General features: G+C 73.4%; 26 protein-coding genes and 1 tRNA gene. 14 read left to right on the top strand and 13 right to left on the bottom strand.

What is annotated here, in order from left to right; genetic code table 11:
• Window positions 1-84: 84 nt before the first annotated feature.
• The gene (locus AC1UE5_RS01825; RefSeq protein WP_482920353.1) at window positions 85-1,242 is read right to left on the bottom strand and encodes a hypothetical protein; all 1,158 of its coding nucleotides are present in this window, start codon (window positions 1,240-1,242) and stop codon (window positions 85-87) included.
• A 120-nt stretch (window positions 1,243-1,362) separates the two neighbouring features.
• A complete protein-coding gene (locus tag AC1UE5_RS01820; RefSeq protein WP_482920352.1) occupies window positions 1,363-2,442 on the bottom strand; it encodes a glycosyltransferase family 4 protein in 1,080 nt (359 codons plus the stop codon).
• 46 nt (window positions 2,443-2,488) lie between these two features.
• Here AC1UE5_RS01820 and AC1UE5_RS01815 point away from each other — a divergent pair, with 46 nt between their 5' ends.
• Entirely contained in the window at window positions 2,489-2,971 is a 483-nt protein-coding gene (locus AC1UE5_RS01815; RefSeq protein ID WP_482920351.1) for an acyltransferase, read from the top strand.
• Here the strand turns inward: AC1UE5_RS01815 and AC1UE5_RS01810 are convergent.
• Window positions 2,968-3,441, bottom strand: a complete 474-nt coding sequence (locus AC1UE5_RS01810; protein WP_482920350.1) for a winged helix-turn-helix transcriptional regulator — start codon at window positions 3,439-3,441, stop codon at window positions 2,968-2,970. The genes AC1UE5_RS01815 and AC1UE5_RS01810 overlap by 4 nt on opposite strands.
• Window positions 3,442-3,513: 72 nt before the next feature.
• Between AC1UE5_RS01810 and AC1UE5_RS01805 the strand changes: the two genes are divergently transcribed.
• Genes AC1UE5_RS01805 through AC1UE5_RS01790 form a run of 4 tightly spaced genes read left to right on the top strand, consistent with a single transcriptional unit; the run spans window position 3,514 to window position 8,244 of the window.
• On the top strand, window positions 3,514-4,506 hold the full coding sequence (locus AC1UE5_RS01805; RefSeq protein ID WP_482920349.1) for an iron-containing alcohol dehydrogenase: 993 nt from the start codon (window positions 3,514-3,516) through the stop codon (window positions 4,504-4,506).
• Entirely contained in the window at window positions 4,503-5,942 is a 1,440-nt protein-coding gene (locus tag AC1UE5_RS01800) for a TldD/PmbA family protein (protein ID WP_482920348.1), read from the top strand. Before AC1UE5_RS01805 ends, AC1UE5_RS01800 begins: the two co-directional genes overlap by 4 nt.
• On the top strand, window positions 5,939-7,309 hold the full coding sequence (locus AC1UE5_RS01795) for a TldD/PmbA family protein (protein WP_482920347.1): 1,371 nt from the start codon (window positions 5,939-5,941) through the stop codon (window positions 7,307-7,309). Before AC1UE5_RS01800 ends, AC1UE5_RS01795 begins: the two co-directional genes overlap by 4 nt.
• Window positions 7,306-8,244 carry a P1 family peptidase gene (locus AC1UE5_RS01790; RefSeq protein WP_482920346.1) on the top strand — a complete coding sequence of 313 codons (939 nt, stop codon included), beginning with the start codon at window positions 7,306-7,308 and terminating at the stop codon, window positions 8,242-8,244. The genes AC1UE5_RS01795 and AC1UE5_RS01790 overlap by 4 nt, the downstream gene beginning before the upstream one ends.
• A gap of 111 nt (window positions 8,245-8,355) precedes the next feature.
• Here the strand turns inward: AC1UE5_RS01790 and secG are convergent, their stop codons facing one another.
• From secG to AC1UE5_RS01770, 4 genes are read right to left on the bottom strand one after another with little or no spacing between them, the layout of a single operon-like run.
• On the bottom strand, window positions 8,356-8,583 hold the full coding sequence (secG, locus tag AC1UE5_RS01785) for a preprotein translocase subunit SecG (protein ID WP_482920345.1): 228 nt from the start codon (window positions 8,581-8,583) through the stop codon (window positions 8,356-8,358).
• A gap of 24 nt (window positions 8,584-8,607) precedes the next feature.
• Window positions 8,608-8,889 (bottom strand): hypothetical protein, encoded by a 282-nt coding sequence (locus tag AC1UE5_RS01780; protein WP_482920344.1) that lies wholly within the window; start codon window positions 8,887-8,889, stop codon window positions 8,608-8,610.
• A 2-nt stretch (window positions 8,890-8,891) separates the two neighbouring features.
• A complete protein-coding gene (locus AC1UE5_RS01775; protein WP_482920343.1) occupies window positions 8,892-11,048 on the bottom strand; it encodes a heme lyase CcmF/NrfE family subunit in 2,157 nt (718 codons plus the stop codon).
• A 27-nt stretch (window positions 11,049-11,075) separates the two neighbouring features.
• Entirely contained in the window at window positions 11,076-11,483 is a 408-nt protein-coding gene (locus AC1UE5_RS01770; protein ID WP_482920342.1) for a cytochrome c maturation protein CcmE domain-containing protein, read from the bottom strand.
• Window positions 11,484-11,505: 22 nt separating this feature from the next.
• Here AC1UE5_RS01770 and AC1UE5_RS01765 point away from each other — a divergent pair, with 22 nt between their 5' ends.
• Window positions 11,506-11,808: an MTH1187 family thiamine-binding protein gene (locus AC1UE5_RS01765; RefSeq protein WP_482920341.1), complete on the top strand. Its 303-nt coding sequence runs from the start codon at window positions 11,506-11,508 to the stop codon at window positions 11,806-11,808.
• Between the two features lie 33 nt (window positions 11,809-11,841).
• Entirely contained in the window at window positions 11,842-12,945 is a 1,104-nt protein-coding gene (locus AC1UE5_RS01760; protein WP_482920340.1) for a calcium:cation antiporter, read from the top strand.
• 38 nt (window positions 12,946-12,983) lie between these two features.
• On the opposite strand, the gene AC1UE5_RS01755 is transcribed toward AC1UE5_RS01760, so the two are convergent.
• Window positions 12,984-13,054: transfer RNA gene (locus tag AC1UE5_RS01755), tRNA-Gly, on the bottom strand.
• 52 nt (window positions 13,055-13,106) lie between these two features.
• Between AC1UE5_RS01755 and AC1UE5_RS01750 the strand changes: the two genes are divergently transcribed.
• From AC1UE5_RS01750 to AC1UE5_RS01740, 3 genes are read left to right on the top strand one after another with little or no spacing between them, the layout of a single operon-like run.
• A complete protein-coding gene (locus AC1UE5_RS01750) occupies window positions 13,107-13,640 on the top strand; it encodes a TlpA family protein disulfide reductase (RefSeq protein ID WP_482920339.1) in 534 nt (177 codons plus the stop codon).
• Window positions 13,637-14,122 (top strand): cytochrome c-type biogenesis protein, encoded by a 486-nt coding sequence (locus AC1UE5_RS01745; protein WP_482920338.1) that lies wholly within the window; start codon window positions 13,637-13,639, stop codon window positions 14,120-14,122. Before AC1UE5_RS01750 ends, AC1UE5_RS01745 begins: the two co-directional genes overlap by 4 nt.
• Window positions 14,119-14,862, top strand: a complete 744-nt coding sequence (locus tag AC1UE5_RS01740; RefSeq protein WP_482920337.1) for a cytochrome c biogenesis CcdA family protein — start codon at window positions 14,119-14,121, stop codon at window positions 14,860-14,862. The genes AC1UE5_RS01745 and AC1UE5_RS01740 overlap by 4 nt, the downstream gene beginning before the upstream one ends.
• Here the strand turns inward: AC1UE5_RS01740 and AC1UE5_RS01735 are convergent.
• Genes AC1UE5_RS01735 through AC1UE5_RS01720 form a run of 4 tightly spaced genes read right to left on the bottom strand, consistent with a single transcriptional unit; the run spans window position 14,859 to window position 17,514 of the window.
• The gene (locus AC1UE5_RS01735) at window positions 14,859-15,056 is read right to left on the bottom strand and encodes a hypothetical protein (RefSeq protein ID WP_482920336.1); all 198 of its coding nucleotides are present in this window, start codon (window positions 15,054-15,056) and stop codon (window positions 14,859-14,861) included. The two genes, AC1UE5_RS01740 and AC1UE5_RS01735, sit on opposite strands and share 4 nt — an antisense overlap.
• Before the next feature lies 1 nt (window position 15,057).
• Window positions 15,058-15,474 carry a ChaB family protein gene (locus tag AC1UE5_RS01730; protein ID WP_482920335.1) on the bottom strand — a complete coding sequence of 139 codons (417 nt, stop codon included), beginning with the start codon at window positions 15,472-15,474 and terminating at the stop codon, window positions 15,058-15,060.
• Window positions 15,475-15,506: 32 nt separating this feature from the next.
• Window positions 15,507-17,102 (bottom strand): arginine--tRNA ligase, encoded by a 1,596-nt coding sequence (gene argS / locus AC1UE5_RS01725; RefSeq protein WP_482920334.1) that lies wholly within the window; start codon window positions 17,100-17,102, stop codon window positions 15,507-15,509.
• Window positions 17,103-17,106: 4 nt separating this feature from the next.
• Window positions 17,107-17,514, bottom strand: a complete 408-nt coding sequence (locus tag AC1UE5_RS01720; protein WP_482920333.1) for a 23S rRNA (pseudouridine(1915)-N(3))-methyltransferase RlmH — start codon at window positions 17,512-17,514, stop codon at window positions 17,107-17,109.
• A 21-nt stretch (window positions 17,515-17,535) separates the two neighbouring features.
• Between AC1UE5_RS01720 and AC1UE5_RS01715 the strand changes: the two genes are divergently transcribed.
• On the top strand, window positions 17,536-17,859 hold the full coding sequence (locus tag AC1UE5_RS01715) for a DUF3467 domain-containing protein (protein ID WP_482920332.1): 324 nt from the start codon (window positions 17,536-17,538) through the stop codon (window positions 17,857-17,859).
• Here the strand turns inward: AC1UE5_RS01715 and AC1UE5_RS01710 are convergent.
• On the bottom strand, window positions 17,856-19,085 hold the full coding sequence (locus AC1UE5_RS01710) for a M48 family metalloprotease (RefSeq protein WP_482920331.1): 1,230 nt from the start codon (window positions 19,083-19,085) through the stop codon (window positions 17,856-17,858). The genes AC1UE5_RS01715 and AC1UE5_RS01710 overlap by 4 nt on opposite strands.
• 18 nt (window positions 19,086-19,103) lie before the next feature.
• Between AC1UE5_RS01710 and AC1UE5_RS01705 the strand changes: the two genes are divergently transcribed.
• The 3 genes from AC1UE5_RS01705 to AC1UE5_RS01695 are packed head-to-tail and all read left to right on the top strand — an operon-like array spanning window position 19,104 to window position 21,576.
• Entirely contained in the window at window positions 19,104-19,838 is a 735-nt protein-coding gene (locus AC1UE5_RS01705) for a metallophosphoesterase family protein (protein WP_482920330.1), read from the top strand.
• Between the two features lie 2 nt (window positions 19,839-19,840).
• Complete coding sequence (locus tag AC1UE5_RS01700) at window positions 19,841-20,389, top strand: hypothetical protein (protein ID WP_482920329.1); 549 nt, start codon at window positions 19,841-19,843, stop codon at window positions 20,387-20,389.
• Entirely contained in the window at window positions 20,386-21,576 is a 1,191-nt protein-coding gene (locus AC1UE5_RS01695; protein WP_482920328.1) for a protein kinase domain-containing protein, read from the top strand. The genes AC1UE5_RS01700 and AC1UE5_RS01695 overlap by 4 nt, the downstream gene beginning before the upstream one ends.
• The last annotated feature ends 53 nt before the right edge of the window (window positions 21,577-21,629 follow it).

The raw sequence follows: 21,629 nt of genomic DNA, 5'->3' as shown, positions 1-21,629 counted from the left end.
GTCAGGCCCGGTCTGAAGCTCGCGGCCGGTGCAGGAAGGAAAGGCGACCCACGGCCACGCCAGCCGGAGGAGGATCGACGCCCTTCAACCCCGCAGGAAGTGGTCGGTCGCCCAGATCTGCTCGCCGAGGCGGTTACGGATGTTGCCGATGTACCACTCGGCGTCCTTGGTGCGCCAGCGGCCCGCGTACCAGACGCCGACGCTGCCCCACAGGTCGCCCGCGGCGTAGTTCTGGCCGCGCTCGACGTCGTTGAGCCAGGTGGCGCAGCCGTCGTAGTAGTGGCGGAGGATCGCGCCGAAGTAGTCGACGTTGAAGGCGGAGGAGACGCGACCCAGCGGGTACGTGCCCTTGTGGACGACCCAGCGGACGGAGGTCAGGCCGCCGCCGTCGACGTCGTCGCCGGCGCTCTGGCGCCAGAAGGACTCGGCGGTCGCGATCGCGCGGAAGAGGTTCGCGTCGAAGCCCCACTTGGCCGCGGCCCACTGCAGGATCTCGTCGGTCGTGCCGCTGAAGTTGCCGGTGACCTTCAGGTCGAGCTTGGACGCGCAGAAGTGGTCGCCCGCGCGGCGCCGCTGGTAGTCGGCCAGCTCGGCCGCGGTCGGGACGCGGTTGTTCGCCGCGGTGTTCTCAGGACGTGGCTCATAGGGCGAGCGGACGACGCGCGCGGCGGCCGCCTGGTCGGAAAGCGGCTCGAACCCCGGGGCCTGGGTCGTCGTGCCCTTGGTGGTCCCGGAGGTCGGGACCTTCGCGGCGTCGGTGTCGTGCACAGGCGTGACTGCGGGAGCGCTGTCGGTCTCGGTGGAGGTCGGTGACTCGGAGTCCCCGTCTGGACGGTACGTGCTCGTCGGCGCGAGCGTCGTCGTGGCCGGGCGCCGCTCGACGTTGCCTGCACGATCGGTCGCGCGGACCTGGAGGGTGCTGCCGGTGGAGGGCACGTACGCCGCGGGCGACTTGCAGGTCTTCCAGCGCGAGCGGTTGACACGGCACTTGTAGGTGCTCGGCTCGTCGGCCTTGAAGCGGACGGTCACGCGGCCCTTGCGGCTGCTCTTCCCGCGGATCGTCGTCTTGGGCGCCTTGCGGTCGTTGCGGTAGGCACGCCGCTTCTTGCTCGTCTTGCTCTTCTTGACCGAGGCGGCTGCGGCCTTCGCGGGCGACGCGAACGAACCGGTCGGCGCGACTGTGGGCACCAGCATGGCGACGACGACGGCGACGACGAGGCTGAGAAGCGACTTGCGCGGCATCACACGGGCTGGGTCGTCGTGCGGCGGCGTTTCCGTGAGCGCAACCCCGCCGGAGTTGGACGCGCTTGGACGCAGGAGCCGTGAGCCTGGCCATCTGTTCGAACTGCCTTGACTCGAGCTTCAGACGAGGCCCGCGATCTGCTCGATCAGGCGGTCGAGGCTGTGGTGCGCCTCCACGTGCGCCCGGCCGTTGCGCCCCAGGCGCTCGCGCTCGGCCGGGTCGTCGAGCAGCCGGATGATCGTCGCGCGCAGCTCGCCGGCGTCGCCGGGTGTGACGTAGACGCCGTTCTCGCCGTCACGGATCACGTCGACCTGCCCGCGGGTGCGGCTGGCGACGACCGCGTTCCCCATCGCCAGTGACTCGGTGATCGCCGTGACGCCCGCATCGAAGTCGACGTCCCGGAGCGGGATCACGACCAGCGCAGCCCGCTCGTGCAGCTCACGCAGTTCCGCCGGCTTGAGGTTGGGACGGAGCACGACGTTGGCGGGAACCGGACGGCCGAAGTCCGGCGGCGCGCCGACGCCGCCCTCGTCGGGCGAGGCGAGCGTCCCGTACGCGACCTCCAGCCCCACGTCGAGCCCCTCGACCGCGTCGAACAACGTCGGGTAGTCACGCGCCTCCCACCCCACTGCGCACAGCGTCCGCGGCTCTTTCGGCCGGCCGGCGGGCCGCCAGAAGCGCAGGTCGACCGGATGCGGGCCGAAGTGCAGCTTCGCCTCAGGGACCCCGAGCCGGTCGGCCGCGATGCGCAGCTGGACCGTGCCCATCGTGATGATCGCCGCGATCTGCGTCTGGAGGCGCAGGAGCTTGAGCGGGAGCGCCTTCTTCGGGTTCGACAGGAGCACCGAGATGAGCACGATGCGCTGCCGCGACCGCACGAGCTTGAGCAGCGCCGCCAGGCCGAGGCCCAGGCGGTCGGCCCACGCGACGATGGCGCCGTAACGCCGGCGGCGGAGGAACACCTCGAGGATCTGACCGGCGGGCATGGAGACACGCCGGCTGATCGCGCGCGCGACCGGGTTCGCCCGATGCTGCATGTGGTCAGCGTCGATCACGACCGCGTCGAGGCGGTGCATCAGCTCGACGTAGTCGCGCCGCGGACGCTCGCCGGTGGCTGTCCGTCGCTCGAGCTCGGCGACGTCCGGGTCGCCGAGGAACGACGTCACGAGGATCACGGGGCGGCGGTCGGCGGAGGGCATGGGCGGGAACGCTATCCGCGTGCCCGACGTGGGAGCATCCGCCCGCATGCCCCCCGCTCCCGACAACGACGCCCCGTACCGGCTGCTGAACGACGTCACGCTCGGCGACGACGTCCGGATCTTCTCGTTCGTGAACCTCTACGGCTGCTCGATCGGCGACCGGACCATGGTCGGCACGTTCGTGGAGATCCAACGCGGCGCGGTGATCGGCGCGGACTGCCGGATCCAGAGCCACACGTTCATCTGCGACGGCGTGCGGATCGGCGACGGCGTCTTCGTCGGGCACGGCGTGATGTTCACCAACGACAAGACGCCGCGCGTGCTGCGGCCGGACGGCACGCCGCAGGGACCTGAGGACTGGACGTTGGCCCCGGTGACGGTGGAGGACGGCGCAGCGATCGGCAGCGGGGCGGTGATCGTCGGCCCCGTGCGCATCGGAGCTGGAGCGTTGATCGGCGCGGGCGCGGTGGTGACGCAGGACGTGCCGGCAGGCGCGACGGTGGCCGGCGTCCCGGCCCGCGGGCGCTAGGCGGCCGACGCGCGTGCCGCCCCGGCCCCCGGCCCCGTCAGCGCGCGCACGTCGCGCGCGTCCAGCACGGCGCCACACCGCTCGCACGTGCGCCGGTCATCGACACTGCCGCCGCAGCCCTTGTGCTCGAGCACGAGCGGCGGGCCCTCGTCGCCGGCGAGGTACGTGTCGCCCCACTTCATCAGCGCGACGATCGCGGGCCACAGGTCCAGGCCCATCTGCGTGAGCCGGTACTCGTGGCGGACCGGGCGCTCCTGGTACTGGTGGCGCTCCAGCAGGCCGGCCTCGACGAGCCGCTGCAGCCGCGTGTTGAGCACGTTGCGGGCGATGCCGAGGTTGCGCTGGAAGGCGTCGAATCGCCGCACGCCCATGAACGCGTCGCGCAGGATCAGGAGCGTCCACCGCTCCCCCACGACCTCGAGCGCCCTGGCCACCGAGCACGTCTGACCCGCGTACGTGTTGTGCAGCACGAGCGCGAGTCTAGCCCGAGTTGCATCAGAGGATCGTCGGGCGCGCCGCGGCCGCGCGGTAGCGTGCGCGCGGTGACCGCGATCTGGACCACCGCTCCCTTCACCTGGCAGGACGGGGAGCGCACCATCCGCTACGGGCGCGGGCAGCTCGCGACCGCCGGGGAGCTGCTGGGCGAGGGGTACGTGCTCCTCACCACCGCGCGGGCGCGCGAGTCGGCTCCGGACGTCGTGTCCGCGGCCGCGCACGTGCACGAGCTGGGCCACGGGTTCGTCGAGGAGGAGGCCGGCGCCGTGCTCCCGTCCGTCCCCGACGACGCCTCGCTGATCGTGGCGCTGGGCGGCGGGCGGGTGGTCGACGCCGCGAAGGCCGTGGCGGCGGCGCGCGGGGTGCGCGCGGCGGCGATCCCGACGACGCTCAGCGCGGCGGAGATGACCAAGGGCCACCGGCGCATCAAGGGCCACGAGGCCAAGGGCGGCGTGCGTCCGGCGATCGTGCTCAACGACCCGGCGCTGTGCGGCTCGCAGCCCCCTGCCGCGCTGGCGGCGAGCGCGGCGAACTCGCTCGCCCACGCGGTCGAGAGCGCGTGCACGCGCAGCGCGTCCCCGGTCCCCCGGATGGCGTCGCTGGAGGCCCTGCGGCTGACCGCCGACGCCTACGCGGGCGCGGACGAGGACCCGGACGAGGGCGCGCGCGACCGGCTGGCGCTGGCGGCGGTCCTCTCGGGCTACACGATCGACACCACGCACTACGGCCTGCACCACGTGCTCTCCCAGACCCTCGTGCGCGGCGCGGGCGTGGGCCACGGGCCGGCGAACGCGGCGATGCTCCCCCACACCGCGGCCGCGCTCGCGCGCCGCGCCCCCGAGCTCGCGCTCGGCGGCGCCGAGGACCTCGCGTGGGAGCTGGCCCGCCGGGCGAGCGCCGAGCGGCTGCGCGACCTCGGCGTCGCGCACGATGCGCTGTCCGGCCTCGCCGACACCGCGGCCAAGCGCCCGGACCTCGACGAGACCCCGCCGCGCGCCGATCGCGAGGAGCTGCTCGCGCTCTACGAGGCCGCCTGGTGATCGACCGCCTCGTGGCCCTCATGGACGCGGCCTCGGGGCGCGCGGCGTACGCCGACGTGCGCCACGTCGTCGTCCAGGAGCAGGAGCTGGTCGTCCGCAGCGGCGCGGTCGAGCAGGTGACGAGCGCGCTGTCCGAGGGCGTCGGCGTGCGCGTGCTCGTCGACGGCGCCTGGGGCTTCGCGGCGACGCGGGACCTGTCCACGCGCGGGCTCGACGCGGCGCTGGACCGCGCGCTCACCACGGCCCGGGCGCTGCCCGCGGGCCTCGGCGGGCGCGTGCGGCTGCCGGAGCCGGCGGCCGTCGGCTCGTGGTCGTCGCCGTGCCTGGTCGACCCGCTCGCGCTGCCGCTGGAGGACAAGCTCGCGCTGCTCGTCGAGGCGGAGGAGGCGCTGCGGACCGACCCGCGCCTCGTCCGGACCGAGGCGGTGTTCGTCGCCACGCGCACCGAGCAGGCCTTCGCGTCGACCGAGGGCGCCGCGCTGACGCAGCGGCGGACGTCGTGCGGCGCGGGGCTGAGCGCGACGGCGGTCGCGGACGGCGAGGTGCAGACGCGGACCTACCCCAGCGCGCACGGCGGGCTCGTGCGCCAGGCGGGGTGGGAGCACGTGCTCGCGCTCGACCTGGTCGGCAACGCGCCCCGGGTGGCCGCCGAGGCGGTCGAGCTGCTCACCGCGCCGCCCTGCCCGACCGGCCCGGTGACGCTCGTGCTCGGGGCCGAGCAGCTCGCGCTGCAGGTCCACGAGTCGATCGGGCACGCGCTCGAGCTCGATCGGATGCAGCTCCTGGAGGCCGCGTACGCGGGGACGAGCTGGGTCGGCGTCGGGGACGTGGGATCGCTGACGTACGGCTCCGGCGCGCTGACCGTGACCGCCGACGCGACGCTCGCGGGCGGGCTCGGGACGTTCGCGTGGGACGACGAGGGCGCGGCGGCGCGGCGGTCGGTGCTGATCGACCGGGGCCGACTCGTCGGCGCGCTGAGCGACCGCGAGTCGGCGGGCGCGGCCGGATGGGCCGCGTCGGGCGGGTGCGCGCGGGCGAGCGGGTTCGACCGCCAGCCGGTCGTGCGGATGACGAACGTGTCGATCGAGCCGGGCGCCGCGGGCTCGCTGGCGGACCTGCTGGCCGACACCGGGTCTGGGCTGTACCTGGAGACCAACCGCTCGTGGTCGATCGACGACCGGCGGCTGCACTTCCAGTTCGCGACCGAGGTGGCCTACGAGATCCGCGGCGGCGAGCTGGGCCGGCTGTACCGCAACGCGTCCTACCACGGCGTGACGCCGACGTTCTGGTCGTCGCTCGACGCGGTGTGCGGGCCGGAGGAGTGGTCGCTGTGGGGCGTCACGAACTGCGGCAAGGCCGAGCCAGGGCAGTTCATGGCGGTCTCGCACGGGGCGGCGCCGGCGCGGTTCCGCGGCGTCGAGGTGGGCGTGGCGTGAGCACCGAGCTGCTCGATCTCGCCGAGCGCGCGCTGGCGCTGGCCGGCGGTGCGGACGCGGTCCAGGTCACGGTGGAGCGGGAGCGGTCGCTGGCGACGCGGTTCGCCCGCTCCGCACCGACCCAGGCGACCGCGATCGACGACACGTCCGTGCACGTGCTGGTCGTGCGCGACGGGCACGCGGGGAGCGCGACGACGAACGCGCTGGACGACGACGCGCTGCGGGCGTGTGGGGCGGCGGCGCGGGCGTCCGCGGCCGCCTCGGCGGGTGGGCGCGGCCCGGGCGACCATCCCGGCCTCTCCGCGCCGGCGCCGGTGCCGGCCCACACCGGCTTCGACGCCGAGACCGCCGCCCTCGACCCGGGCGTCGCCGGCGCGGCGCTGCGCGCGGCGTTCGCGGTGGCGGCGGACGAGAGCGTCGAGGCGTTCGGCATCTGGTCGTCCGCGGCGGTCGAGACGGCCATCGCGTCGTCGACCGGCGTGCGGGTCGCCGACGCGGTGACGGACGCGTTCGGGAAGGTCGTGCTGCGCGACGCGGACGGGCGTTCGGCCTACGCGTCCGGGACGGCGGTGCGCGCGGCCGACGTGGCGCTGGAGGCGCTGGCGCGGCGCGCGGCGGCGAAGCTCCCCCGCGGCGAGCTGGCCGACGTGCGGCCGGGGACGTACCCGGTGGTGCTCGGCGAGGAGGCGGTCGCGACGCTGCTCGAGTTCCTCGGCGGGCTCGCGTTCAACGGGCTCGCGCACGTCGAGGGGCGCGGCGCGCTCGTCGACCGGCTCGGCACGCAGGTCGCCGCACCCGCGGTGGAGCTGCGCGACGACCCGTTCGCCGCGCTCACCCTGCCGCGCGCGTTCGACGCCGAGGCGGTCCCCAAGCGCGGGATCAGCCTCATCCGCGGCGGGGTGGTCGAGCAGGTCGTGCACGACCGGCGCTCCGCCGCGCTGGCGAGCGACGGCGCGGTCGCGACCGGCCACGCGACGGTGCCGGGCGGCTCCCCGTGGGGTCCCGCGCCGACGAACCTCGTGCTCGCGGGGGGCGACGCGGCGGACGAGCACGCGCTCGCGCGGGAGATCGAGCATGGCCTGTACGTGCACCGCCTCTGGTACGTCAACCCGGTCAACCCGAGCGAGACGCTGCTCACGGGCGTGACCCGCGACGGCACGCACCTGATCGAGAACGGGCGCATCACGCGCCCGGTCCGCGACGTGCGCTTCACCGACACCGTGCTCGGCGTGCTGTCGCGGGTGGAGGCGCTCGGCACGACGCCGCGGCTCGTGTCGGAGGGCGAGTACTACGGACGCCGCTTCGCGACCGGCGTCGTCTGCCCGCCGCTCCGCGCGTCCGGGCTGCGGATCACCGGAGGAGCATGAGCGCGCCGCCGCTCCCCGCGGGCTTCGCGGTCGGCCACGCGACGGACCTCGCCGGCGGGACCGGCTGCACGGTCGTCCTGGCGCCCGACGGGGCGACCGCGGCCGGCGAGGTGCGCGGCGGCGGGCCGGGCACGCGCGAGAGCGACCTCCTCTCCCCCGCGTCCGGCGCGCGCGAGGTCCAGGCGGTGCTGCTCACGGGCGGCAGCGCGTACGGACTCGCGGCGGCGGACGGCGTGATGCGGTGGCTGGCCGAGCGTGGCCGCGGCTACCGGACGCGGCTGGACGTCGTCGTGCCGCTGGTGCCCGCGGCGGTCGTGTTCGACCTCCCGCTCGGCTCCTCCGACGCGCGGCCCGACGCGGCGATGGGCGCGGCGGCGTGCGACGCGGCGGTCACCGCGGACGTCGCCCGCGGGACCGTCGGCGCGGGCACGGGCTGCGCGGTCGGCAAGCTGCTCGGGCCGGCGGGCTGGACCAAGGGCGGCGTGGGCCTGGCGAGCGAGCTCGTCGCGGGCGCGCGCGTGACGGCGCTGGCGGTGGTGAACGCGCTCGGCGACGTGCTGGCCGAGGACGGCTCGGTGCTCGCCGGCGTCCGCGGCGGGCCCTCGACGGTCGACCTCCTGCGCGAGCACGGCGCGCCCGACGTCACGGCCCGCGAGGCCACGACCCTCGTCTGCGTCATGACCGACGCGGCGATGTCCAAGACCGACGCCTGGCTCCTCGCCCGCGCGGCCTCCACCGGCATCGGCCGCACGGTCGACCCCGCCCACACGTCCTTCGACGGCGACGCGGCCTTCGTCGTCGCCGCGGGCGACGTGCACGTCGACCCGCTCGTCCTCGCGGCGGTCGTTCCCCACGTCGTCGCGGCAGCGATCCGCGACGGCGTCCGCTCCGCTACGTCACTGCACGACTGCCCGGCCCTCCCCAAGAACGGGTAGCGGACCGGCGAGCCATCGTCGTGGCTGGTGGTGCCGGCGGGAGGGTCTTAGGCCGCTAGGCCGGTTCCCTTCCGTCGGTGCCGCCAGGCGCGGCGAGGGCCGTCGGCGCCCTCAGGACAGCTTGATGAGCACGATGCAGTTGATGCCCCAGAGCACCGCGAAGAAGACGGTCCAGCGGTTCAGGTTGCGCTCGACGAGCGACCCACCGCCGAAGGGGCCGGAGCCCGTGCCGACGCCGAACGCGCCGGACAGGCCGGCGTCCTTCCCCGAGTGCATGAGCACGAGGAAGATCACGACGATCGAAAGGATCACCTGGATGATCTCGAGCACGGTCTCCATTGCGCGGGGAAGTGTAGCCGTCGGCTAGGAGTCGAGGCTGTCGAGGTCGCGGAGGATGGCCACGGCCTCCCCGCGGAGCTGGCGGTCCAGGGCGCGGAAGTCCTCGTCGGAGAGCTTGCCGGTGCGGTGGTCCATCTCCAGCTCGCGGATCTCGCGGTACTTCGCGTCGCGGGCGGCCTCGAGGCCGGCGCGCTCGGCGTCGAAGGCCTCGTCGGCCGCCCCCGCGCCGCGGCGCAGGGGCGCGCTCACGACCAGCACGACGAGCGCCAGCGCGACGATCACGAGCAGCGGGGCGAGCGCGTCCAACGTTATGCGCGACCGAGGTCCTGCGCGACGCGCGCGGCGGCCCGGGCGGTCGCCTTCCGGCGCGCTGCGTCGGGGGCCGGCCACAGCGCGAGCAGACCGCCGCCGAAGACGGTCAGCGCGCCGAGCCAGATCCACGACACGAGCGGCGACGCGATCAGGCGGAACGTCGCGGGCGGCGGCTGCTGGCGCAGGATCTCCGTCAGCCCCAGCGCGGCCCGCATCTGCTGCTCGGGCGACGCGTCGGCCAGCCGCTCGTCGAGCTGCTCGACCACCGCGCGGATCGACTCCTGATCGGGCTGGTAGGCCGCCCAGAAGTCACGCAGGAAGCCGGCCTGCAGGCCGATCTCGCTCGTCGCCTCGCCCTCGAAGAACCGCCCGACGGCGCCCAGCGATGGGTCGCTCGACGGGAAGTAGCGCCGCTCGGTCCGCACCGCGAACGGCTCCCCGTCGCCGCGCCGCACCTGCAGCGTCGCGCCGAACCGGATGTCCTCCAGCCGGCCGCCCTGCGTCTCCAGGTCGGCGGTCGCCTTCGTGAACCGCACGGTGTAGTCGCCGACGGTCGTCGTGTCGCCCGGCCGCATGCGGACGTCCTTCTCGTCCTGGAAAGCCGACGACGCGGCCACGCCGACGAACATCAGCGCCACGCCGAGGTGGACGATGTAGCCGCCGTAGCGCCGGCGGTTGCGGCGCACGAGCGACACCATCGCGACGGGCGGCGACTCACCCGCCATCGCGCGCCGCGCGCCGGTCCCGCGCCAGAACTCCTGCGCGACCGTCCCGAAGACGAACGCGCCGAGCGCGAACATGAACACCGACGGGATCGACGAGCCCAGGCCGAGCGCCAGGCACGCGACGGCGCAGACGACGAGGCACGTCAGCGGGAACAGGAAGGCCCGCCGCGCGTTCGCCCACGTCGCGCGCCGCCAGGCGATGATCGGCCCGACGCCGGTCAGCAGCACGAGCACGAGCGCCAGCGGCACCGTGTACTCGTCGAACCACGGCGGCCCGAGCGTCTGCCGCTCCCCCGACAGCGCCTCGGAGATGAGCGGGAAGAACGTCCCCCAGAAGACGACGAACGCCAGCGCGACGAGCACGAGGTTGTTCCCGATGAACATCGCCTCGCGCGAGAGCAGCGAGTCGAGCCGGTGCTCGCTCTTCAGGGCGTCGCGGCGCGAGACGACCAGCGCCACGCAGCCGAAGACCATCGTCCCGATGAGGATCAGGAACGGCGTGCCGAGGGTCGACGCGCCGAACGCGTGGATCGACTCCAGGATGCCGCTCCGCACCAGGAACGTGCCCATGATGCAGAGCGTCCCGGTCGCCAGGATCAGCGACGCGTTCCACACCTTCAGCATGCCCCGCTTCTCCTGGAGCATGATCGAGTGGATGAACGCGGTGCCGGTCAGCCACGGCAGCAGCGACGCGTTCTCGACCGGGTCCCACGCCCAGTAGCCGCCCCAGCCCAGCTCGGCGTACGACCAGCGCGCGCCGAGCAGGATGCCGATGCCGAGGAAGAGCCACGCGGACAGCGCGAACCGCCGCGTGGCCGCGATCCAGGTCGCGTCGACGCGCCGCTTGAGCAGCGCGGCGACCGCGAACGCGAACGGCACCGCGAACAGCGTGTAGCCCGAGTACAGCGCCGGCGGATGGAGCATCATCGACGGGTGGCGCAGGAGCGGGTTGAGGCCCATCCCCTCCGCCGGGACCGCCGCGAGCGTGTCGAACGGCGACTCGAGGAAGACGAGCAGCGCCACGAAGAACAGGCCCATCCCGAGCAGCACCGCGGTCGCGTACGGGACGACGTCGCGCAGCGTCCGGCGGGTCAGGAAGAGCACGAGGCTCGACCACAGCGCCAGCAGCATCACCCACAGCAGGAGCGAGCCCTCCTGCGAGGACCACGCCGCGGTCGCCTGGTAGAAGGCCGGCGTCGTCGTCGACGAGTGCGACTGGACGAGCGCGAAGGAGAAGTCCGAGCGCAGGAACGCGATCTCGAGGATCGCGAACGCCCCGACGGTCAGGCCCGCGAGCGCGTAGACCGACCGCCGCGCGGAGTCGACGAGGTCGCGCCGCCCCGTCCGGCCGCCCCAGATGGCGGCGACGATGCCGTAGACGCAGACGGCGAGGGCGAGGAAGAGGAGCGCGCGACCGAGGGTCGCCATGACGTCAGGTGCGGAAGCGGCGGCGCGCTACGCCGCTTCTTCCTTCGCCGTGAACTTCGACGGGCACTTCGTGATGAGCGAGTCCTTCTCGCCCACGAACCCCGAGCCCTGCGCCTCGCGCTGCACCGTGATGATGACCTCACGGCCCTCGCGGAACGCGTCCGGGACGCTGCCCTGGTACGTGACGGCGACCGTCTCGACGCCCTTGCGCTCCTGCACCACGAACGTGTGCACGTCGCCGCGGCGCTCGTAGCTGCCCTTCTGCACGCGGCCGGTGAGCTGGTAGCTCTCCCCGGGGACGGCGTCGGCGAGCTGCTTCGGCGTCCGTGCCTCGGACGAGGCGCTGAAGCTGGTCACGGCGAGGGCCCCCGCGAGGAGGACGGCGGCCGTCAGCGCGACGACCAGGCGCACGGTGCGCTTACGGGACGGGTCCATCGGGATCGAGTATGACGCATGGATGGCCACCGCCGACCTGACCGTGATCACACTCGGGCGCGCGGAGCTCAGCGCGAGCCCCTACATCGCCGAGATCCAGCGCCGCCTGGCCGCCCAGGATCGCGTCCGCTACCGCCTCCACGCGATGGGCACCTCGTTGGAAGGCAGCACCGACGACGTGCTGGCGCTGGTCCGCGAGCTGCACGAGGTCCCGTTCGAGCTGGGGATGCAGCGCGTCTACACCGTCCTCAAGCTCGACGACCGCCGCGACAAGGAGCAGACGCTCGACTCGAAGGTCGAGTCGGTGGAGCGCCTGCTTGGCTGAGCGGGCGCGTGCCACGTACGTCATGGTGAAGGCGTGGCCCTCCTCCGCGAACGCCTCAGCGTCTTCCGCTGGACGACCCTCGTTCCCCTGCTCGCGCTCGTCCTCCTCGCGCTCACGTGGGGGACGAAGCCGCCGACCGTCGGCCTGATCATCGTCGGCATCGCGCTCGGCGGCGCGGTGCTGGCGGCCGTCCACCACGCGGAGGTCGTGGCGCACCGGGTCGGGGAGCCGTTCGGCTCGCTGGTGCTGGCCGTCGCGGTGACGGTGATCGAGGTCGCGCTGATCGTGACGCTGATGGTGAGCGGCGGCGACGACACGTCGACCCTCGCGCGCGACACGGTGTTCGCGGCGGTGATGATCACGCTCAACGGCATCGTCGGCGTCTCGCTGCTGGTCGGGACGCTGCGGACGAAGACGACGGCCTTCAACGCCGAGGGGACGGCGAGTGCGCTGGCGACGGTCGCGACGCTGGCGGTGCTGTCGCTCGTGCTGCCGACGTTCACGACCGCGGCGCCGGTGGGCGAGTTCTCCGGCTCGCAGCTCGCGTTCGCGGCGGTCGTGTCGATCGCGCTCTACGGGCTGTTCGTGCTGATGCAGACCGTGCGCCACCGCGACTACTTCCTGCCGGTGACGGCCGAGGGGGAGCCGTGCCCCGACGACGTGCACGCCGAGCCGCCGACCGACCGCGAGGCGTACACCTCGCTCGGCCTGCTGATCGTCGCGCTGGTGGCGGTCGTCGGACTCGCGAAGATCGAGTCGCCGGCGATCGAGGACGCGGTGAGCGCGATCGGCGCGCCGCACTCGGCGGTCGGCGTCGTGATCGCGCTGCTCGTCCTGCTCCCCGAGACGCTCAGCGCCGTCCGCAACGCCCGCCGCGACCGCATCCAGGTGAGCTTCAACCTCGCGCTCGGCAGCGCGATGGCGTCGATCGGCCTCACCATCCCCGCGATCGCGATCGCCTCCATCTGGCTCGACGGCCCGCTCGAGCTCGGCCTGGAGCCGTTGCAGATGGTCCTGCTGGCCATCAGCGCGGTGGTCGGCGCGCTCACGATCCTCCCGGGCCGCGCGACGCTGCAGGAGGCCGGCGTGCACCTGGTGCTCTTCGCCTCCTTCATCTACTTCGCGGTCAACCCGTAGAACGACAAACGCCCGGTAGAGGCCCGGGCGTCTGTCAGAGCGGGATACGGGAATCGAACCCGTCTCTCAAGCTTGGGAAGCTCGCGTTCTACCGATGAACTAATCCCGCGAGAGTGGGACATAGTAGCGACCGCGGATCACCCCGCCACTACCCTGACGGCGTGCGCCGAGGTGCCGTCCCGTTCGTCGTCATCGCCGCGACCGCGCTGGTCGCCCTGCTGGTCTACGGCGTGCTCGCCGTGGGCGAGTCCACCACCCTCGACGACGCCGTCGCGCGCGGCGAGACGCCCGCCGCGCCCGACCGGACGCTGCCGACGCTCGACGGCGCGACCGGGTCGCTCGCGGACTACCGCGGCAAGCCCGTCGTCCTGAACTTCTGGGCCTCCTGGTGCGAGCCGTGCGAGGCCGAGGCGCCCGTGCTGAAGGACGCGCAGGCCAAGCTGAAGGCCGCCGGCGGGACGATCCTCGGGGTGACCGTCGACGACGCGACCGAGGACTCCAAGCGCTTCCTCAAGGAGCACGGCCTGAGCTTCCCGAGCCTGCGCGACGTCGACGGCGACATGAAGGAGGCGTACGGCGGCACCGGCGTGCCGGAGACCTTCGTCATCGACGGCGAGGGCAACGTCGTCGCGATGAGCCGCGGGCAGATCGACCAGGACTTCATGGACCGCGCGCTCGCGAAGGTGCTGCCGTGAGCGCGCCGCTCCGCGTGCTGGCCGCGCTGGTCGCCGTGCTGGCACTCGCCGTGCCGGCCGGGGCGCTCGCCGCCGAGCCCAAGACCTCGCTCCCGGACATCGAGGACGAGGTCATGTGCGTCTCCTGCCGGGTGGCGCTGAACGTCGCCGAGTCGCCGCAGGCCTACCGCCAGCGGGAGCTGATCCGCCGGCTCGTCGACGAGGGGCTGACGAAGGAGCAGGTCAAGGACCGGCTGGTGGCCGAGTACGGCGCCGCCGTCCTCGCGATGCCCGAGGAGGACGACGGGATGGGGCTGGCCGCGTACCTCGTGCCGATCGCGGTCGTGCTGATCCTCGCGGCGCTGGCGGCGCTCCTGCTGCCGAAGTGGCGCCGGCGCGCCCCCGCGCCGATGGTCGCCGCGGGCGCCGGCACCGGTCCCGGAGGGGCGACGGACGCCGAGCTCGCGCGGCTCGACGAGGACCTCCGCCGCCGCGACCGATGAGCGCCGTCGACACCACGGTGTTCGCGGCGTTCGCCGCCGGCTTCGTGTCGTTCATCTCCCCGTGCGTGCTGCCGCTCGTCCCGGGCTACCTGAGCGCGGTGAGCGGCGTCAACGTCGCCGACCTGCAGGAAGGCGAGCAGAGGGTCTCGCGCGTCCTGCTCCCGGCGATCGTCTTCTGCCTGAGCTTCACCGCGGTGTTCGTGGCGCTCGGGATGGTCGCGACCGGCCTGGGCTCGACCCTGCGCGACAACCGCGACCTGCTCAACCAGATCGCGGGCGCGCTGATCGTCGTGATGGGCGTCTTCTTCGTCGCCACGCCGTTCATCACGCGGCTCAACCGCGAGTGGCACCCGACGGGCCTGCTCGCCCGCGCCGGCAGCGGCGGCCCGCTGATCGCCGGCGCGGCGTTCGCGATCGGCTGGACGCCCTGCATCGGCCCGACGCTGACGGTGATCCTCAACGCGGCCGCGGTGAAGGACACGGTCGGCCAGGGCGCGATCCTCCTCGCGATCTACTCCGCCGGCCTCGCAGTCCCGTTCCTCGTCTCAGCGGTCGCCTTCCACCGCGCGACGACGGTCTTCCGCTGGCTCCGCGACCGCTACGTGATCATCACCGCGGTGTCGGGCGCGATCCTCATCACGATGGGCGTCCTGATCTTCACGGGCGAGATGACCTCGCTCAACACCGACGCCCAGCGCTTCCTCGAGAAGCTCGGCCTCGACGGCCTCTACAACCTCTAGCCCGGCTTCGGGCCGCCCGTCTCGCGGTCGGTGCGCTCGCCGTCGCCGGCGGGATGCGGCTCGGAGGTGGAGGTGTGGGCCTTGCCGCCCGCGTCGGCGCCCGGCGCGTCGCTCTCCACGTCCTTGTCGGACGCCGGCGGCGTGATCGGGGCCTCGGGCGGCTGCTTGTCGGTGCCGGTCGTCTCTCCGGTCATGTCAGCTCCTCTCGCGAGCCCGCGCGGTCGCGCGCTGCGAGTGCTGCTCCAGCGCGTCCACCAGCTCGTCCTTGGTCATCTTCGAGCGGCCGTCGATCCCGGCCTCCTGCGCGTCGGCGTACAGCTCGTCGCGCGTCTTGCCGGCGTCGATCCCGCCGTGGGTCTCGCCACGGCCCTCACGGGCGAAGCGCCCGCCGCGGGCGGCGCGCTCGTCGGACGGGCCGTACTCGTCCTTCGGCTCCCAGTGGTCGCCCTTCTTCTCGGCGACGTGCTTGACCGACGCCCACGCGGTGCGGTGGGCGCGCTCCTCCGAGTCGTACTGCTCCTCGGCGGCGTCCAGCGTCTTGGCGTACGTCTTCTGGACCTTCTCCGGCGACCGCTGCAGCGTGCTCGGGAGGTCCGATCTCCTCAGCGGCATACGGACGGGCTACCCGGAGCCCGTCCGGCTGCTCACATCGAGTCGGGGGCGGAGACGCCGAGCAGGTCGAGCGCTCGCGCGATCGTCCGCTGGGTGACCGCGGCCAGCGCGAGGCGGAACGCGCGCGCATCCTCCGGCACGTCCTCCTTGAGGATCGGCGCCTGCTCGTAGAAGCCGGTGAAGTCGCGCGCCAGCTCCAGCGCGTAGGTGGCGACCTTGTGCGGCTCGCGCTTGTCCGACGCCTCCGCGACCACGCCGGGGAACGCGAGCAGGCGCTGCACCAGCGCGCGCTCGGCCGGCAGGAGCGCCACGGACGGGACCGCCGCATCGGCGTCGAAGCCGCCCGCCTTCGCCAGGATCGACGCGATCCGCGCGTGCGCGTACTGCACGTAGTACACGGGGTTCGTCGAGTTCTCCTGGACCGCGAGGCCCAGGTCGAGGTCGATCGTCGTGTCGTGCGAGCGGTTGAGCAGGAACCACCGCGCCGCGTCGGACCCGATCTCGTCGAGCAGGTCGTCGAGCGTCACGAACTCGCCCGCGCGCTTGGACATCGACGCGCGCTCGCCGTTCCGCACGAGGTGGACGAACTGCATGATGAGCAGCTCGAGCCCGCCCGGGTCCTCGCCCAGCGCCGCGATCGCCGCCTTCATCCGCCCGACGTAGCCGTGGTGGTCGGCCCCGAGGACGTCGATCATCCGGTCGAACCCGCGCTGGCGCTTGTCCCAGTGGTACGCGATGTCCGACGCGTAGTACGTCAGCTCGCCGTTGGCCTTGCGGACGACGCGGTCCTTGTCGTCGCCGAGCTCGGACGTGCGCACCCACAGCGCGCCGTCCTTCTCGTACGTGCGGCCCTGCTCGGCGAGCACGTCGAACGCCTGCTCGACCTCGGACGGCGAGCCGCTGTGCAGCCTGGACTCGGAGAAGAACAGGTCGTGGTGCACCCCGAAGCGCCCCAGCGTCTCCTGCATCCTGGCGATCATCAGCTCGACGCCCGCGCGCCCCAGCTCCGCGGCGTCCTTCGAGGCGGCGTCGGGGATCTGCGCCGCGACCTCGGCGATGTACTCGCCCTTGTAGCCGTCCTCGGCGACGTCCTCCCCACGCGCCCGCGCGAGCAGCGACTCGCCGAACTTCGTGATCTGGACGCCCGCGTCGTTGACGTAGAACTCGCGGAAGACCTCGTGTCCGTGGAACGCCAGCACCCGCGCGATCGCATCGCCGAACGCCGCGTTGCGCGCGTGGCCGAGGTGCACCGGCCCGGTCGGGTTCGCGCTCACGAACTCGACGTTGACCTTCTCCGCCACGGCCACCGTCCCGCCGCCCCACGCGTCACCCGCGCCGACCAGGTCGCGGACGGCGCCCGCGTACCACTCGTCGGTCAGGAAGAGGTTGAGGAACCCGGGACCCGCGACCTCGGTGCGCTCCAGGCGATCCCCCAGCCGCTCGGCGAGCGCGTCGGCCAGGCGCGCGGCGACGTCGCGCGGCGGCTGGCCCAGCCCCTTGGCGAGGAGCATGGCGGCGTTGGTGGAGAAGTCGCCGAACTCGGCCTTCTTCGGGCGCTCGAGCGTGGGGCGCGAGCGGGGCGTCTCGGGGGTCAGGGCGGTCGCGGCCTCCTCGACCGCGGTCCGCAACGCATCAATAGTGGTAGGGCTCATTGGCGAGGATCTTGTGAGCACGATAGAGCTGCTCGAGCAGGACGACCCGCGCGAGCTGGTGCGGGAGCGTCATCGGGCCCAGCGAGAGCCGCATGTCGGCGCGCTCCAGATCGAGCCCGTAGGCGCCGCCGATGACGAACACCACGTCGAGCCCCGCGTGGCGCCGCTCCTCCAGCCAGCCGCTGAACTTGATCGAGTCGAGCTGCCGCCCCTCGCTGTGCAGCAGCACGACGAACGCGCGCTCCGGGATGCGCTTCTGGATCTGCTCGTCCTCGCGGACCTCGACGTGCTCGAGCTTCGTGTGCCGGGTGAGCAGCGTGAGGTAGTGGTGGACGTCGTCGGCGTACGGCGGCCGGAGCCGCCCGACGGCGAGGACGGTGAGCTTCATCGCTGTGCGATGCTAGCCCGCATGGCAGGAGATCCTGAGCAGCCCGGCCGCCACATCAACATCCACTTCTCGCCGGAGATCATGGCGGGCGTCTACGCGAACTTCGCGAACGTCTCGCACTCCGACTACGAGTTCACGATCACGTTCGCGCGCGTGGACCACGAGGTCGAGGAGGAGGAGGTCCCGGGGGTCGTCGTCTCGCGCGTCAACCTGAGCCCGCGCTTCATGCGGGAGCTGATCGACGCGATGGAGGACAACTTCTCCAAGTGGCAGACCCGCGAGGGCATCCGCAACCTGCCCGAGGGCGGTCCGCCGCCGCCGGGCGGCTCCTCGACGCAGGGCTAGCGCCCGGCGCGCTCGTCGCGGTACGCCACGCCGATCCCGATCCGCTCGATCGTGGGCGGATGCGTGCCCAGCAGGAACGTGCGCAGCCCCGGCGGGTCCGGGTCCGACACGTTGCGCAGCGACAGCCGCCGCTCGAACGCGATGAACGGGTCGGGCTCGCCCGTCAGCTCCAGCGAGTAGCTGTCCGCGCGCGCCTCCACCGCGCGCGAGAGCTGGTTGGACACCATCGTCAGGACCGGCACCACGATCGCGATCGCCAACGCCAGGGCGGGGATCGCGGCCGCGATGTTGCCGTCCTGCGTCGCCTCGCGCGGCGACATCCGGCGGGTGAGGAGCGCGACGGCGAACATCCCCGCCGGCGCCACCAGCGCCACCCACAGCAGGCCGTGCGGGACGTCGTCGTAGTGCACGTGGCCGAGCTCGTGCGCGACGACGAGCCGCACCTCCGCGGGGCTGAAGTCCTCGACGAGCGTGTCGTAGAGCACGACGCGCTTGGTGTGGCCGAGCCCGGTCACGTACGCGTTGGCCGCCGTCGTGCGCTTGGAGGCGTCCATGATCTGGACCTCCCCCACGTCGAGCCCCGCCTTCTTCGCCAGCTCCAGCACGTCGTCGCGCGTCTGCCCCTGCGGGACCGGCTTGAAGTCGTTGAACAGCGGGTCGAGGACGACCGGCGTCGCGTACGTGAGGATCACCGCGAACGCGATCACGATCCCCGTCCCGGCAAGCCACCACTGGCGCCCGAACCGGCGCAGGATCACCACCGCCAGCGCGGCGCCCGCCGCCGCGATCAGCGCCCCGATCGTCCAGCTCAGCGCCACGTCCTGCACCCAGCCCCACCACGAGCGCGTCGTCAGGCCGACATCGATCGACCGCTGACGCGACCAGGCGGCCAGCGGGAGCGCCGCGAGCCCCGTCGCGACGCTCAGCGCCGCGCCCGTCGCGGCGCCGGCGAGCACCGGCCGGCGCGCGTCCAGCAGCCGGCGCGGCGGCCGGAGCACGACCGCGATCAGCACCACCAGCTCGACCAGGACGCGGCCCCAGTACAGCCACGCCTGGCCGTCCCGGTAGCCCTCCGCCCGCGCCAACTCGGCCGGGGTGAAGTACGATGCCGCGCTCACCTCGGCGGGGGTGATGATCCCGTCCCGCGGCCACAGGAGCAGCACGGCCAGCTCGGCGACCGCCACGGCGGCCAGGAGCGCGACGGGAAGCTGCCACCTTCGGGCCACCACGACGTTGCAGGGTACGTGCGCGCCGCGATCATCTCCGACATCCACGGGAACCGCCACGCCTTCGAGGCGGTGCTGGCCGCCGCCCGCGACGCGGAGGCCGACGAGATCTGGTGCCTGGGCGACGTCGTCGGCTACGGCGCGGAGCCGAACGAGTGCGTCGCGCTGGCCCGCGAGCACGCCGACATCTGCCTCGCCGGCAACCACGACCTCGCCGTGACGGGCGACCTGGGGATCGAGGAGTTCTCGCACGGCGCCGCCGTCAGCGCGCGGTGGACGATGGAGGTGATCCGCCCGGACAACCTCGCCTACCTGAAGGCGCTCGCGCCCGCCGGCGTCGAGGGCGAATGGGGGCTCTACCACGCCTCCCCGCGCGACCCGGTGTGGGAGTACGTGCTGTCCGAGGCGATCGCGGACCGGTCGTTCGACGTCGCCCACCAGCGGGTCTGCTTCGTCGGCCACTCCCACGTGGCGCTCGCGTTCGTCCGTGAGAACGATCACGGACGGACCACCGGCGCACTGCGCGAGGCGGGCGCGACGGCGGACGTGCGGACCCGCAACTGGATCCTCAACCCCGGCTCGGTCGGCCAGCCGCGGGACGGCGACCCCCGCGCGGCCTGGCTGCTGCTGGACACGGAGAGCGGCCACGCGACGTGGAAGCGCACCGTGTACGACATCGCGGGCGCGCAGGCCGCCATCCGCGAGGCGGGCCTCCCGGATTCGTTGGCGGAGCGGCTCGGGTACGGTCAATGACCGTGCGTTCTCGCCTCACCGTGATGCTGCTCGCGCTCGCCCTGGGCGCGCTGTCCGCCTTCGCCGTCGCCTGCGGCGAGGAGCGGGAGGGCCTGATCTCCGCGTCCCGCGCGGAAGCCCTCCAAGACGACCTCGACGCGATCGACGAGCAGGTCGCCGCCGGCCGCTGCGACGCGGTCGAGGGCCGGCTCTCGTCGCTGCGCCGCGAGGTCCAGGACCTGCCGGGCAGCGTGGACGCGGGGCTGCGGCGCGCGCTGCGGGACGGCGTGACGCGGCTGGAGGAGCAGGCGCCGCAGGAGTGCGACCTCTCCACCGAGACCACCGAGACGACCGACACCACCGAGACGCTCCCGGAGACGACCGAGACGGTGCCGACGACGCCCGAGACCACGCCTGAGACGACGCCGGAGACGACCCCGACGACGCCGCAGACCACGCCGACGACGCCGCAGACCACGGAGACGACGCCGCCCGCGGAGACGGTGCCGCCGGAGACGGTGCCGCCGAGCGACCCGGGCGGCACGGAGGCTCCGGAAGGGGTGATCGAGTGAGCGGGGAGCTGATCGCCGGCCGCTACGAGCTGGGCGAGCGCCTGGGCTTCGGCGGCATGTCGACCGTCCACCTGGCCTTCGACCGCCGGCTGGAGCGGCAGGTCGCCGTGAAGCTGCTGGCCGAGCACCTGGCCGACGACCCGCAGTTCGTCTCGCGCTTCCGCCGCGAGGCGCTCGCGGCGGCACGGCTCGTGCACCCCAACATCGTCCAGGTCTTCGACTTCGGCCTGGATGACGCGTCCGGGCGCCACTTCATCGTCATGGAGTACATCCGCGGCAAGTCGGGCGCCGAGCTGCTGCGCGACCGCGGGCGGCTCGAGCTGCGCGAGGCGCTGTTCATCGTCGACCAGTCCTGCCGCGGGCTCGAGCACGCGCACCGCCACGGGGTCGTGCACCGCGACGTCAAGCCGGGCAACCTGCTGCGCTCCGACGACGGGCCGGTGAAGCTCGCCGACTTCGGGATCGCCAAGGCGTCCGCGGACGCCGAGTCGCGCATCACGCAGGTCGGCTCGGTCCTGGGCACCGCCGCGTACCTGTCGCCCGAGCAGGCGGCGGGCGAGGAGGCGACGCCGCGCTCGGACCTCTACTCGCTCGGCGTCGTGACGTACCAGCTGATCGCCGGACGGCTCCCCTACGAGGCGCAGTCGCTCACCGAGCTGGCGCTCAAGCAGCAGCGCGAGCACCCGCCGTTCCTCGACGAGCTCGACGGCTCGGTGCCGCACGGCGTCGCGCAGGCCGTCGCGCGGGCGCTGGAGATGGATCCGCGCGACCGCTTCGAGAGCGCCGCCGCGATGCGCGACGCGCTGGCCGCGGGCGCCGCGGGCCGCACGTTCGACGACGCGACCTCCGTGCTGGCGTCCGACCCGACGACCGCGACGCGCGCCCTCGGCGCGACCACCGCCCAGCCCGCCGCGCGCCCCCGCCGCCTCCAGCCGACGCCCGGGCCGGTCACCGGCGGCCACTACCCGCCGTCCGGGATCGCGCCGCCGCAGGCGCCGGCCAAGAAGAAGCGCCGCGCCCCCGCGATCCTCGCCCTCCTCGCGGTCCTCGCCATCGTGGCCGTCGTCGCCTACGTCGCGCTCTCGTCGAGCGGAGGCGGCGGCGCGGAGGTCCGCGAGGTCAGCGGCGACGACACCTCCCAGCTGATCCAGTCGATGAAGGAGCTCATCGACGAGAACACGCGGTAATCCGCCAGGGGCGGATTACCGTCGGGAGAACTCGCTGGCGCTCGTTCTCCCGC

Source organism: Parviterribacter multiflagellatus (genome assembly GCF_056863265.1).
Note: the sequence above shows the minus strand (reverse complement) of the source record. Positions and strands in the feature narration are given on the sequence as shown.